Annotated in this window: 16 protein-coding genes and 1 pseudogene; 7 read left to right on the top strand and 10 right to left on the bottom strand. The window is 61.5% G+C overall.

Going from position 1 to position 11,682, the window contains the following annotated elements:
• Positions 1-34 precede the first annotated feature (34 nt).
• Positions 35-1,039, top strand: coding sequence for an IS3 family transposase (locus P1J78_RS22580; protein WP_374213406.1), 1,005 nt, complete (start codon positions 35-37; stop codon positions 1,037-1,039).
• 19 nt (positions 1,040-1,058) lie between these two features.
• Here the strand turns inward: P1J78_RS22580 and P1J78_RS22575 are convergent.
• The 7 genes and pseudogenes from P1J78_RS22575 to P1J78_RS22545 all read right to left on the bottom strand — a co-directional run.
• A pseudogene (locus P1J78_RS22575) lies at positions 1,059-1,469 on the bottom strand (transposase); the annotation flags it as partial.
• 89 nt (positions 1,470-1,558) lie between these two features.
• Positions 1,559-2,473, bottom strand: a complete 915-nt coding sequence (locus P1J78_RS22570) for a DUF2254 domain-containing protein (protein ID WP_275569644.1) — start codon at positions 2,471-2,473, stop codon at positions 1,559-1,561.
• 37 nt (positions 2,474-2,510) lie between these two features.
• A complete protein-coding gene (gene nhaA / locus P1J78_RS22565; RefSeq protein WP_275569642.1) occupies positions 2,511-3,821 on the bottom strand; it encodes a Na+/H+ antiporter NhaA in 1,311 nt (436 codons plus the stop codon).
• Positions 3,822-4,091: 270 nt separating this feature from the next.
• Positions 4,092-4,226, bottom strand: coding sequence for a hypothetical protein (locus P1J78_RS22560; protein ID WP_263720905.1), 135 nt, complete (start codon positions 4,224-4,226; stop codon positions 4,092-4,094).
• A gap of 106 nt (positions 4,227-4,332) precedes the next feature.
• On the bottom strand, positions 4,333-5,961 hold the full coding sequence (gene groL, locus P1J78_RS22555; protein ID WP_275569641.1) for a chaperonin GroEL: 1,629 nt from the start codon (positions 5,959-5,961) through the stop codon (positions 4,333-4,335).
• A gap of 44 nt (positions 5,962-6,005) precedes the next feature.
• Complete coding sequence (locus tag P1J78_RS22550) at positions 6,006-6,293, bottom strand: co-chaperone GroES (protein WP_275569640.1); 288 nt, start codon at positions 6,291-6,293, stop codon at positions 6,006-6,008.
• A gap of 132 nt (positions 6,294-6,425) precedes the next feature.
• Positions 6,426-6,662 carry a hypothetical protein gene (locus tag P1J78_RS22545; protein ID WP_275569639.1) on the bottom strand — a complete coding sequence of 79 codons (237 nt, stop codon included), beginning with the start codon at positions 6,660-6,662 and terminating at the stop codon, positions 6,426-6,428.
• Positions 6,663-6,812: 150 nt separating this feature from the next.
• Here P1J78_RS22545 and P1J78_RS22540 point away from each other — a divergent pair, with 150 nt between their 5' ends.
• Positions 6,813-7,547 (top strand): Crp/Fnr family transcriptional regulator, encoded by a 735-nt coding sequence (locus tag P1J78_RS22540; protein ID WP_275569638.1) that lies wholly within the window; start codon positions 6,813-6,815, stop codon positions 7,545-7,547.
• 56 nt (positions 7,548-7,603) lie between these two features.
• Here the strand turns inward: P1J78_RS22540 and P1J78_RS22535 are convergent, their stop codons facing one another.
• The 3 genes from P1J78_RS22535 to P1J78_RS22525 all read right to left on the bottom strand — a co-directional run bounded on the left by P1J78_RS22535 (position 7,604) and on the right by P1J78_RS22525 (position 8,839).
• The gene (locus P1J78_RS22535; protein WP_275569637.1) at positions 7,604-7,792 is read right to left on the bottom strand and encodes a hypothetical protein; all 189 of its coding nucleotides are present in this window, start codon (positions 7,790-7,792) and stop codon (positions 7,604-7,606) included.
• 211 nt (positions 7,793-8,003) lie between these two features.
• Positions 8,004-8,417, bottom strand: coding sequence for a hypothetical protein (locus tag P1J78_RS22530; RefSeq protein WP_275569636.1), 414 nt, complete (start codon positions 8,415-8,417; stop codon positions 8,004-8,006).
• Complete coding sequence (locus tag P1J78_RS22525) at positions 8,414-8,839, bottom strand: hypothetical protein (protein WP_275569635.1); 426 nt, start codon at positions 8,837-8,839, stop codon at positions 8,414-8,416. The genes P1J78_RS22530 and P1J78_RS22525 overlap by 4 nt, the downstream gene beginning before the upstream one ends.
• Before the next feature lie 272 nt (positions 8,840-9,111).
• Here P1J78_RS22525 and P1J78_RS22520 point away from each other — a divergent pair, with 272 nt between their 5' ends.
• The 5 genes from P1J78_RS22520 to P1J78_RS22500 all read left to right on the top strand — a co-directional run.
• Positions 9,112-9,426: a hypothetical protein gene (locus tag P1J78_RS22520; protein ID WP_275569634.1), complete on the top strand. Its 315-nt coding sequence runs from the start codon at positions 9,112-9,114 to the stop codon at positions 9,424-9,426.
• Positions 9,423-9,809 (top strand): hypothetical protein, encoded by a 387-nt coding sequence (locus P1J78_RS22515; protein ID WP_275569633.1) that lies wholly within the window; start codon positions 9,423-9,425, stop codon positions 9,807-9,809. The genes P1J78_RS22520 and P1J78_RS22515 overlap by 4 nt, the downstream gene beginning before the upstream one ends.
• Entirely contained in the window at positions 9,806-10,276 is a 471-nt protein-coding gene (locus P1J78_RS22510; RefSeq protein ID WP_275569632.1) for a hypothetical protein, read from the top strand. The genes P1J78_RS22515 and P1J78_RS22510 overlap by 4 nt, the downstream gene beginning before the upstream one ends.
• A 215-nt stretch (positions 10,277-10,491) precedes the next feature.
• On the top strand, positions 10,492-11,262 hold the full coding sequence (locus tag P1J78_RS22505; RefSeq protein ID WP_275569631.1) for a hypothetical protein: 771 nt from the start codon (positions 10,492-10,494) through the stop codon (positions 11,260-11,262).
• 2 nt (positions 11,263-11,264) lie between these two features.
• A partial coding sequence (locus P1J78_RS22500) for a transglutaminase-like domain-containing protein (RefSeq protein ID WP_374213405.1) occupies positions 11,265-11,682 on the top strand: 418 nt, incomplete at its 3' end.

Below are 11,682 nucleotides of genomic sequence, written 5' to 3'. Positions count from 1 at the left end.
TCGGCGAACTCATCGACTGCTTCACGCACCAGGAATGCGAAAACTACTTCGCCGCCTGCGGATACGATGCAGATTGATCGGAAAACGCTCTAAAGGATCTCCTGTCGCGAAAGTGGTAGCGCCCGCCGCCAAGCGGAAAGCTGTCGCCCACCTTGTGCAGGCGCACGGGGTGAGCGAGCGGCGGGCGTGCTCTCTCGTTGGCGCGGACCGGACGACGATCCGGTACCGCAGCCGTCGTCCCGACGATGCCGATCTCCGCGAGCGGCTGCGCGACCTGGCGGGCGCGCGACGGCGCTTCGGCTATCGGCGCCTGCACGTTCTCTTGCGCCAGGAGGGTTGGACCGTGAACCGCAAGAAGACCCAGCGGCTCTACCGCGAGGAGGGCCTGTCGGTGCGCCGACGACGCGGCCGCAAGCGGGCGACCGGATCGCGCGCGCCGATCCTGACGGCGGCGACCCCGAACGCGCGTTGGTCGGTGGACTTCGTGCACGACCAGCTCGTCACGGGACGGCGGCTGCGCATCCTCAATGTGGTCGACGACGTGACCAAGGAATGCCTGGCCGCCGTCGTCGACACATCGATCTCGGGCAAGCGGGTGGCGCGCGAGCTGAGCGCGCTGGTCGCCATGCGCGGCAAGCCCGGGGTGATCGTCAGCGACCACGGCACCGAGTTCACCTCGAACGCCATGCTCGCCTGGACCGAGGCCGCCGGCGTCGCCTGGCATTTCATCGCGCCGGGCAAGCCGATGCAGAACGGCATCTGCGAAGCCTTCAACGGGCGGATGCGGGACGAGCTCCTAAACGAGACGCTGTTCTTCAGCCTCGAGCAGGCCCGCCACAAGGTCGCGAACTGGGTCACCGACTACAACCATAGCCGGCCGCATTCCGCGCTCGGCTACGGGACGCCGGCAGCCTTTGCGGCCCGGCTCACCGCAATGGACGGCCGGCTCCGCGAAGCGGAGACGCTCCGCCGGCCGTCCATTGCTCCATCGGCGCAGCAGCGCCAAAGTGAAGCGCCGACTCCGGCTTCAGCTGGATGAAAGTCGGGGGTCAGAGCAGCCCCAGCAGGGCGGCCAGCGCCTCGCTGAAATCGCCGGTGGACACGTCCTTCAGGTAAAGCCACGGCAGCAACTCTTCAATCGACTTCGCCTTGCGCAAGTATCGCGGCAGGATACTGGGAGTGAACGTGATCTTGTTGGCGCGAGGCTTTCGATCACGGACACGCGGCACCTTCACTGCGACCGGCCCGATCCCGGTCATCACTTCGCGTTCCGGCAAGTGACCATGGCGCACCAGCCGCGCACGACCGTCATCGAGCTTCTCTCCCGAAAAGGCCGCCATCAGCACCGCCAACTCCGCGTGGATCGCCTGTTCGATCAGCTTGCGCGCGCCGTCGCGGAGGACGTCGGTGAATGGGTCGGAGCCAATTCCCGATGGATCGGCCAGCTGGGTGATGGTATCTTCTGACAGGTGGCATATCCCTTTCTCGGCTGAGAATTGACGGCGTCTGAACACCGCCATGATATGCCGCCCCTCAGGGCATCACCAACTTTCGCGCGTTACTTTCTCTGACTCCGCAGCAATTCTTGAAGCGCTTTCCGATCAAAACCCAGAGAAGCGTTGTTCTCGCTTGCGATGAGAACCTGTTCATTCAGCGTCATGATGGCTTCACGCGCTGCGGGCGAAAATGATCGGCTCAACTTGCCCATCGTGTCCACCAGCCGCCTGACCACATCGACGTCCGCGGTCCCGTAGCGGGCGATCGCTGAAAAGGCATTACATGCCAGTTCCTCAATGGCTATGACTTCAGTCAGGATACGCAACTGCCCGGTCTCGTCGTAGCGGATCGGCGATGGGAGATCCCGGCCGGACAATCGATCGAACACCTCTCCGAGCCGATCGATGCAGTAAAGCGCGGTGGTGGGGTCGTTAATGCCGGGCGACAAGGATCGCTGGGCCAGTTCGACAATACGCCGGATCGCGAATTCGAGATCCTGACTGACTGATCGATCCCGGCCGATGACAAGCACGCCGCGCAGGCTGTCGGCGATCTCATCCGACACCCGATCACACGGATATGCCGTGATCATGCAGTCACCGTCGGTCACAAAACGACCGGGCGGGGTGTCGATCCGCAAGACAAGATCATGTTCTGTGGCAATTTTCATGAGAGCGTCCATACCAATATTCTGCACGTATCCGCTCGCATCGGGACTGACCCGCCCGGAGCCGGCATCAAAGTCGTTTGGGAGCCGATGCGCAGCCGGCTCGTTCTCGAAATGCAGGGGACCATGGCCGAGCCGTTCCGGAAAGAGCCGATCCACGGAGGCGCACCCGTCGGCGGCCAGTTGCGCGAGCAGCGTTTCGATGCGGATTGATGTCGCGATATGATGGATGAAATAGATAAGAACCGCGACACCGACAGCAGCGAGAACCACCGCAAATGCAACCGACGATGGACAGTAAGGGTACATGAACGAGGTCGCGCAGCGCATCGGCTGTGTGTTTTCGTCACCTCATTCGCAATGTGAGCCAAATCAGAAGCGAGATGCCGAGTATCGCCGAGAGCGCCGATCCGCCGAGAATACCCAACTTTGCCGCATTCAGGACGGAACTGTCGAATGCGAGGCCTGCGATGAACAATGACATCGTGAAACCGATCCCAGTCAGAAAAGAGCCAGCCAGAATGAAAGGCCACGACAAGCCCGGCGCGAGTGCCGCTAGGCCGGATCGTACGGCAATCCAGCCGAACACGAAGACGCCGATCGGTTTTCCCAACACCAGGCCGACAATGATCGCCAGCGAGACCGGTTGTACGAAATCGACACCCTGAATCGTGATGCCGGCATTTGCCAGTGCGAAGATCGGCATGATTGCAAAGCCGACCCAGGGGTGCAGCATCATCTCGAGCCGTTCGACTGGTGAGAGCGACTCAGTGACCGCTCTGCCGGCTTGACGCAGGTCGCGGTGGCTTGCGGCATCTCCATGTCGACGATCGCCGGCCGGAACGGCGAGTACCCGCCCAAGGATTGCACGCAGGCGGGCATCGCTCACCCATATGCGCGTTGGCGTCATCAAGCCCAGAATGACACCTGCAATGGTCGCGTGGACGCCAGAAGCGTCGAAGCATAACCAGACTGCCGCTCCCAGAAGGAAATAGACCGGTACGCTTCTGATCCCGAGTCGCGATACGCCTGCGACGATACAAATCCCCAGAAAGCCCAATCCGAGAGCCGACCAGTTCAACGCCTCACCGTAACCGAAGGCGACTACAAGGATTGCACCGACGTCGTCAAAGATGGCCAAAGACAGCAGGAACAAACGCAAGGTGGGCGGGATCCGGCTTCCGAAGAGCGCGAGGCACCCGATCACGAAGGCCGTATCGGTCGCCATCACGGTTCCCCAGCCGTGCATGCCAGGTTGCCCGGACATCAACACAAGATACAGAGAGACTGGCACGACCATGCCACCCAAGGCGCCTGCGAACGGCAGGGCGGCCTGTCGAGGGTTTCGCAATTCGCCCAGAACCAACTCGCGCTTGAGTTCCAGAGAAAGCACGAAGAAGAAAAGGGTCATCAGACCGTCGTTGATCCAGTGCCGCAGAGAGCGGGTGAAATCCAACGAGCCGAATGTGAGACCGATGGGGGTCTCCCAGAAGCTCAGAAAGCCTTCTTGCCACGGTGAGTTGGCCAGCCCCAAAGCCACCAGTACAGCTAGGAGCAGGAGCCCACCAGCTGCCGCTTCGATCTTCAGGAAGCGTGCGAATGGTTTCGTTATGCTGTCGGCGGCCTCATGGGGCAGGCCTTGATTAGAATCGATCACTGGAGAAGCATACCTTAGCGGGTCGTGATAGGTTGTGCCATCGCAACGCGGATGCGTTGACCACGAGAAGCAGTTGCCGGCGCCTCAGCCGCGTCGCGTACGGCTCAGGCGGCAAGCGTCCGGGCCCCCCGCGAATGAAAGAAATCTCCGGTGCTTCTCGTCTCATAGGTGCAGCCTTGCGCAGCGGAAGCTCTGCCAAGTGTTATGCGCGTCGTCTCCCGCCGCCATCAGGCTCCGTATTCAGTGATAGCCAATGACTTGGCCCTCTACCTATTTCTTCTTGTGCTCGCCTAGATTGGTCAAGGTTTTGCCCTTCGTGAAGTCGGCTGTTGCAACGACCTTTTCCTTCACCTTCTTAGGCTTCTTCGCTTCACGGTTGCCGCGTTGCTTGTTGCCTTTGGTCATTTCCGTTTCTCCTGATTGTGAATTATTTTTCTGAACAGATCGGCGTTCACATCCTTCAGGAATGTGATTTCTCGTTCCGAGACTCCTGATGAAAGGGCGCGTCCATTCACATCATTCCACCCATGTCGGACATTTCGCTACCGGCAGCAGCCTCCTTGGGCTTTTGCGCGACCATCGCCTCGGTCGTGATCAATAGCCCGGCAATGGACGCGGCGTTTTCCAGGGCGATCCGAACGACTTTCGTCGGATCGATGACACCGGCCTTCAGCATGTCGCCGTATTCTTCGGCCTGTGCGTCGAAACCGAAGCTCCGGCTGTCGTTTTCGATGACCTTGCCAACAACGACCGATCCGTCGACCCCGGCATTTCCGGCAATCTGGCGCAGCGGTGCCTGGATCGCGCGCCGAACAATTTTGATGCCGGCATCCTGATCGCTGTTCTCGCCCTTCAGCGATGCCAGAACTTTGCCGGCATGAACCAAGGCCACGCCGCCGCCGGGCACGACACCTTCCTGAACCGCAGCGCGGGTGGCGTTCAGCGCGTCGTCGACGCGGTCCTTGCGCTCCTTCACCTCGATCTCGGTTGCTCCACCTACCCGGATTACGGCAATGCCACCGGCAAGCTTGGCGAGCCGTTCCTGCAGCTTCTCCTTGTCGTAGTCCGAGGTGGTGTCCTCGATCTGCGCCCGGATCTGCGTCACGCGCGCCGCGATCGCGCCTTTGTCGCCGGCACCGTCGATAATCGTCGTGTCATCCTTGGTGATCATGACCTTTCTGGCGGACCCGAGCATGTCCATGGTGACATTCTCCAGCTTGGTGCCCATTTCCACGGAAATCACCTGACCGCCCGTCAGCACGGCGATGTCTTCCATCATCGCCTTGCGGCGATCCCCGAAACCTGGTGCCTTGACGGTCGCCACCTTCAATCCGCCGCGCAGCTTGTTGACGACCAGCGTCGCCAGCGCCTCGCCCTCGACATCCTCGGCCACGATCAGCAGTTGCTTCTCGGCCTGAATCACAGCCTCCAGCAACGGCACCATGGATATGAGAGAGGTCAGCTTCTTCTCGTGAAGCAGGACGACGCAGTCATCCAGCTCGATGACCATTTTCTGAGCATTCGTGACGAAATAGGGGCTCAGATAGCCGCGGTCGAACTGCATGCCTTCAACCACTTCGGTCTCGGTCTCCAACCCTTTGTTTTCCTCAACGGTGATGACCCCTTCCTTGCCGACCTTGGCCATCGCGTCGGCGATCTGCCGACCGATATCGACTTCTCCGTTGGCCGAGATGGACCCGATCTTGGCGATCTCGTCGCTATCACCGACCGGTCTGGACATGGTCTTGATCTCGGCCACGACTGCGGCCACCGCCCTGTCGATTCCGCGTTTGAGATCCATCGGGTTCATGCCGGCCGCGACCGACTTCATACCTTCCCGGACAATCGCATGGGCGAGTACGGTTGCCGTGGTGGTTCCGTCGCCAGCCTCGTCGTTCGTGCGCTGCGCGACCTCCTTGACCATCTGGGCGCCCATATTCTCGAGATGGTCCGAAAGCTCGATCTCCTTGGCGACGGTCACACCGTCCTTGGTTATGCGGGGCGCACCCCAGGATTTATCGAGAATGACGTTTCGGCCCTTCGGGCCGAGGGTGATCTTGACGGCATTTGCCAGCGTGTTGATGCCTTTCAGCATTTGGTCGCGGGCATCGGTACTGAAGCGAACTTCCTTGACGGACATGGTGTGAGTTCCTGAGACTGGGATTGATGTGAAAGGATTCGGGCTCAGGCGATCACGCCGAGAATGTCGCTCTCCTTCATGATCAGAGGGTCTTCGCCATCGAGTTTGATCTCTGAGCCGGACCATTTTCCGAACAGGATCCGGTCGCCGGCTTTGACGTCCATCGGGATGCGCTCGCCGTCCTCGCGCCTTCCCCCAGCACCGACGGAGACAACTTCGCCTTCTTGAGGCTTCTCCTTGGCGGTATCTGGAATGATGAGGCCGCCCTTGGTCGTCTCGTCGCCTTCAATGCGGCGAACGAGGACCCGGTCGTGGAGGGGAGTGAATGACATCGACGTGCTCCTTGTCGAGGATTGTCGGGCGTAAGTGCCTTGTTCGAATGCCCGGCTTCGATGCGCGCAAGGCGGCGACAACCTGGTGGGGCAATTCTTCGAGATTGCGGATCAGACCGCCGCGGTATTGCATCACGGGCGTCGAACAGAGTTCCCGCCAGCGATGATCGAATTGATCATTTCTGCGACGGTCCGGTGCCTTTCCATTTCGAGTTCGGTGCCAACGGCATTCTCATGGGTTGCCGCGGCGTCGCGAAGAACTCCCACGATCTCGTGCTCCGGCAGCACCCCGCGATCGTGCAAGGCAAGCAGGAGCGCCTCGCAGATTGACAGGGCGGCCTGGCCTGCATGTTCGCTCGCGGTCGACATCTGGCGTCCCTTCCTTGGCATCGTGATCCCCGTGGAAGGCGAGTTTCAGATACATCCGTACTTCTCGCAGGAAGTGCTCTATGCTGGACTGATCCAAAGCAGTGTCCGGGCCGATTTCCACACCTGGGTTACGGCACGTCGGGAGCCTTCATGATATCAGCCGAACACAGCCCCCTGACCCGCAAGCTCTCGGCCTTCGTCGCTCTGTCGGAGGTCGAGCTGGCCGTGCTTGAGCGACTGCACCAGCGTCGCCGCTCATTCATCGCGGGGCGTGACATGGTGCATCAGGGCCAGTCGGCTCAGGCCGCGTACATTCTGTCGTCGGGTTGGGTCTGTTCCTACAAGCTCCAGGCCGACGGGACGCGGCAGATCGTGGATTTCCAGGTGCCGGGGGATTTTCTGGGACTGCGCAGCGTCCTGTTGCGCACGTCGGATCACAGCTTCGAACCTATCGTCGACATCGAGGCCTCCGAAGTGCTGGCGAGCGATCTTCTCGATGCCTTCGCGCGGACGCCGCGCCTTGCGACCGCCATACTCTGGGCAGCGTCACGGGACGAGGCGATGGTCGTGGAGCATCTCGTCGGGATCGGTCGACGTGATGCGGACGCCCGCATGGCGCATTTCCTGCTGGAACTGGGATCGAGGCTTTCGCTGGTCGGCCTCGGCAGCAGGGAAGGTTTCGACTGCCCTCTGACGCAATACCACCTCGCCGATACGCTGGGCTTGAGCGCGGTCCACGTGAACCGCGTCCTGCGGCAGCTTCGCGAGAGCGGACTGGTGACCTTTCGGGACGGCCGCGTGACGTTTCACGACTATGGCGGACTGGTGAACCTTGCCGAGTTCGATCCGGCATATCTGGACCAGACCGGGCCGCTCCTGAAGTGAGAGGGCCGCCCTCTTGCTCGGCAGGCGGCCCCGGTGATCACTTCAGACGCCGGAAGTCACGCGAGGGCGTGCGTCGCCGCATCGAGTTCCTTGTTGGTCTCGGCGTCGTTCTTGGCCGTGTTCGCCTTCTCGGCTGCCTGGTAATGCTTCAGCGCCGCATCTTTCTTCGGGCCGGAGGGCGCCTTGTCCCACGCGGCTTGCACGGACTTCATCTTCTCGGCAGTCTTGTTCTGTTCGGGGGTCATTGGACTTGTCCTTTCTGGACGCTCCGAGAATAAGAAGCGTGCCGACATGCCGACCTTTTGGGCAACGACACGCCCACACGCTTCTCGGATACTTGGAAAAATGCACCACCGAATGTTCGGCGGCACGTCTCATCTAAACGGAGTCGGCGCCCCGCCGCACTGACGCAGGTTAGCCCCGGCGCCTGCGGAAGGTCGAATGCCTCTCTGCTTCTCAAGTCACCGCTGTTTGCTGATGAGAAATCCTCAGCCATTTGTCGTCGTCGTTAAGATAGGTCGAAGCACAGAGGGCCTTGTAGATCGGCACATCGGGTTTCTCTGCCGAGACGCGATAGGTGAGAATGGCGATGTCACGACACCGCGTGACGCGCCGTTCGGCCATCGAGACGGACCGCCAGCCGGTTCTCTGTCGAAGATGGGTCCAGATCTGGTCACCCTGGAGGATGCCGGGCGGATAGGGGAAAACCATGACAGCGTTGGTCGCTGTCGTCGCCCGGGCACTGTCGGTGCCACTGGTCCAGAAGTGTTCCTCCATGTCCCACAGAGCGCCCTGTTCGCGCGGCGATAGCGTGCCGGACTTGTGTGCCGCATGGGGCGGTGTCCTTGCGGTCCCGGTTGAGACGGTCATTCGCCTGACCCCGATCCGCCAACGATGAACATCTGAAACAGTACAAAGACGATCGCGAGTACCGCCCAGATCGCTCCGCTTGTTCCCGGGCGGCCGCCGGCCTCAGTCGAGACAGCTCGCTTCAGACTACCCGACGCCCGGCCTTCGGGGAGCAGCTGGCTCAAGTCTCGTGCGACCCTGCCGTGATCGCTGGCGAGCGCAGGAACGTCACGAAACCGGGCAAGCAGTGCCCCCAATCGCGCTCGCGCGTCGTCGCGCCCAAGCGTGACCAGTTCAGCGGTTTCTTTCCATGGATCGAGGCCTAGCCGCGCGAGAGTCGAGAGGACCGTCACGGTGTATCCGTTTTGATCTGCGCCGACCGACGCTTGGAGAAACCGATCGAACTCGGGCGGGTGCGGGTTGAGAACACTGGGGTCGGCCATCGCCAATCCTTTCAAGGTTTGCAGGAATGCAGATCATCCCTGTTTCCCAAAGGATACGCGCAGGTCGGTCTCGCCGCCCTTACACAGATCAGTACGAGCGACTGCCCTCAGGAAGTTCGCAGCCGGTTTGGTGCCCGGGGCTAACATGCGTCAGCGCCAGCCGAACGATCCCGAGGTACAAGACACTCAATCGTTCGACTGGTCCGTCCCGCACTCCAATGGACCATCAACAGTGGTGAGCGACGGATCTGCCAACATCGCGGAGACCAAAGATGAACATGCGGTCGACCAGATCGACGGTGACGTTTGCGAACCCGTTCACCTTGCCTGGATACCCGGGCGATCTGCCCGCGGGCGACTACGAGGTTCTTGTCGAAGAGGAGCTTCTTCAGGGGCTGAGCTTCGAGGCGTATCGCCGGACGGCGACCTACTTGACGGTGCGCGGAAGGGGCGGTCATGCGGGACGTACAGGGTTACGGGCGATTTCCGACAGCGACCTGAAAGAGGCGCTGAGCCGGGATCGGGGAGCGACTGAGAAAAACAATCACAGCGAGGCGGCGCTTTCTCCGCAGGAGGACTTGAAATGAATGCTCCCGAATGGCTCAAACCCGGCATTTATGGTGCCGTGATCGGTGCGGTTTTCGTCGGCGTGGTCGGTTTTACCTGGGGCGGCTGGGTGACCGGCGGAACCGCGAATGACAGGGCAATGGCGATGTCCCAAGACGATGTCGTCGCCTCCATGGTGCCGGTTTGCCTTGAGATGGCACAGACCGACCCAGCACGGGCCGAAAAGCTTGAAACGATCCGGGCCGCGTCGACCTATCAGCGGCGCGATGCCCTGATGGAGGCGGGCTGGGCGACGGTGCCCGGAACAGATGCTCCGAACCGCGATATCGCGCAGGCCTGCCTCGCAGCCCTTGATGTTGACTCGTTGCCGGAGCGCCCGGAAAGCGCGGTCGATGAAGGATGAACCGCGCCATGCCGATAGCTTCCCCCGAGACCACCGACCTCGAACGGCGTGTGCTGGCTCATGAACGGATCCTGCAAGCTCTTATCGCCTACATGGCCCGTACCGAGCCGCGTTTCGTGGACCACCTTCGAGAACGCTTCGTCGAGCCGATGAGTATGGCCAGGCACGAACACGACCACCGCGAAACCGACGACTACGCGGCAGAATTCATTCGCGCTGTGATGCTCCTCGGAGAAGCGCGCGTGCCAAAGGCGAAGGAGCCGGAAATGACCGACATGAAACCCGTGCCGCCGAAAAGCAGAGGGGAACAGGGGTCTTCCACGAACTGGCCAGCCCAGCGAGGTGGGGTTCAGGTGCGCGAAAGAAATGGCATCTGGGAGGTGCGAGTCGATGGCAAGTTTCACGGCGACTATCACCAGAAGGAACATGCCCTTGCGGCCGCGGCGCTGGTCAACTTGTCGCCATGATGACCGTCAGTAAACATCCGACAGTCCCGCCGGGCTTCGCAATCCAGGTGGCTGAGAACGAAGGCATGCGAACGAGACCGAATTCCAGAGCCTCCCCGCTACCGGCCGCGCCCACTCGACGGCTGACCGGAACGCTCACGCTTGGGCTATCGAGGACTCGCGCGGCAACCGGCGGGCTCTGGTCCGCCAAGGAACAAGTTGCGATGAGACATCCCTTGGCGAGGCTGATCGCGAGGACGGCAGCCATAGCCGGTGTGATCGCCTCTTTCGCCTTTCCCGTGCTTGCGCAGGATGGAACCGGCCCAATGCCGGAGAACGCCCAGCCGCGCAGCTATGGCGGCGGATGGGTCTGCGATCTAGGTTTCCGTGTGGAGGGCGCCGAATGCCTGCCTCTCGATATCCCTGAGCATGCTTATCCAACCGGGCGCTCCTACGGGACAGGGTGGGAGTGCGACCGAGGGTACGAGGAGGTGGACGGGACGTCGTGCAATCCCATCCCGGTGCCCGCCAATGCCTTCCTCCGGTCTTCCGGTTACGATTGGCAATGCGAACGCGGGTTCCGGCGGGAGGACGAGGCATGCGTGCCCATCGTACTCCCCGAGCGTGCCTACCTGACAGACGATCACTCGGGGACTGGATGGACCTGTGATCGTGGCTATGAGGCTCTTGCAGGGACATGTTCGCCGATTGCCGTGCCAGAGAACGCGTATCTGACCAACGCGGACTACGGCGCCGCCTGGGCTTGTGAGAGAGGCTTCGTCAGAATCGACGACCGATGCGACGCGGTTGTCGTGCCATCGAATGCCTATCTGGACGAGGCATCCTATGGACCGGGCTGGAGCTGCGAGCGCGGATACGAGGTGCTGAATGGCGCCTGCGTCGTCATCGATCTGCCAGAGAACGCCTATCTCGACCAGTCCGGCAACCGCTGGAGCTGCAATCGAGGCTTCCGGCTCTCCGACGGGGCGTGCGTCCTTGGAAGATGAGGGTGACACCTTTCGAGACGCTCGTGTTTCTGCAGGGCAGCCGGTATTGCGACACCGACCTTCTATCGGAGGAGGCGTGGCGCCTATTCGAGACCACGGACGCCGGATGGTCACGCGTCCAGGCGATCTGCGATTTCGTGCATGGACATGTCCGCTTCGACTATATGCAGGCAGAGGCAACGCGCACCGCGTCGCAGACCCTCGCCGAGGGGCAGGGTGTCTGCCGCGACTTTGCCAATCTCGCCATCGCCCTGTGCCGATGCATGAACATTCCGGCCCGCTACTGCACCGGATACCTGAGCGAAATCGGGGAGCCTCTCCCTCGTCCACCCGGGGATTTTGCCGCGTGGATGGAGGTGTTTCTCGCTGGTGAATGGCACATGTTCGACCCGCGGAACAACAAGCCGAGGTTTGCGAGAA

This window comes from Psychromarinibacter sediminicola, from assembly GCF_029168335.1.
Taxonomy (GTDB): Bacteria; Pseudomonadota; Alphaproteobacteria; order Rhodobacterales; family Rhodobacteraceae; genus Psychromarinibacter; species Psychromarinibacter sediminicola.
The sequence above is the reverse complement of the archived record's forward strand: the minus strand, read 5'-3'. Positions and strand labels throughout refer to the sequence as shown.

Bases quoted from the DNA above. Each gene is read 5' to 3' on its own strand.
- P1J78_RS22580 (WP_374213406.1), top strand. From the start codon at position 35: ATGCGAAAACTACTTCGCCGCCTGCGGATACGATGCAGATTGATCGGA.
- P1J78_RS22570 (WP_275569644.1), bottom strand. From the start codon at position 2,473: ATGTACCCTTACTGTCCATCGTCGGTTGCATTTGCGGTGGTTCTCGCT.
- P1J78_RS22560 (WP_263720905.1), bottom strand. From the start codon at position 4,226: ATGACCAAAGGCAACAAGCAACGCGGCAACCGTGAAGCGAAGAAGCCT.
- groL (WP_275569641.1), bottom strand. From the start codon at position 5,961: ATGTCCGTCAAGGAAGTTCGCTTCAGTACCGATGCCCGCGACCAAATG.
- P1J78_RS22550 (WP_275569640.1), bottom strand. From the start codon at position 6,293: ATGTCATTCACTCCCCTCCACGACCGGGTCCTCGTTCGCCGCATTGAA.
- P1J78_RS22545 (WP_275569639.1), bottom strand. From the start codon at position 6,662: ATGTCGACCGCGAGCGAACATGCAGGCCAGGCCGCCCTGTCAATCTGC.
- P1J78_RS22540 (WP_275569638.1), top strand. From the start codon at position 6,813: ATGATATCAGCCGAACACAGCCCCCTGACCCGCAAGCTCTCGGCCTTC.
- P1J78_RS22535 (WP_275569637.1), bottom strand. From the start codon at position 7,792: ATGACCCCCGAACAGAACAAGACTGCCGAGAAGATGAAGTCCGTGCAA.
- P1J78_RS22530 (WP_275569636.1), bottom strand. From the start codon at position 8,417: ATGACCGTCTCAACCGGGACCGCAAGGACACCGCCCCATGCGGCACAC.
- P1J78_RS22525 (WP_275569635.1), bottom strand. From the start codon at position 8,839: ATGGCCGACCCCAGTGTTCTCAACCCGCACCCGCCCGAGTTCGATCGG.
- P1J78_RS22520 (WP_275569634.1), top strand. From the start codon at position 9,112: ATGAACATGCGGTCGACCAGATCGACGGTGACGTTTGCGAACCCGTTC.
- P1J78_RS22515 (WP_275569633.1), top strand. From the start codon at position 9,423: ATGAATGCTCCCGAATGGCTCAAACCCGGCATTTATGGTGCCGTGATC.
- P1J78_RS22510 (WP_275569632.1), top strand. From the start codon at position 9,806: ATGAACCGCGCCATGCCGATAGCTTCCCCCGAGACCACCGACCTCGAA.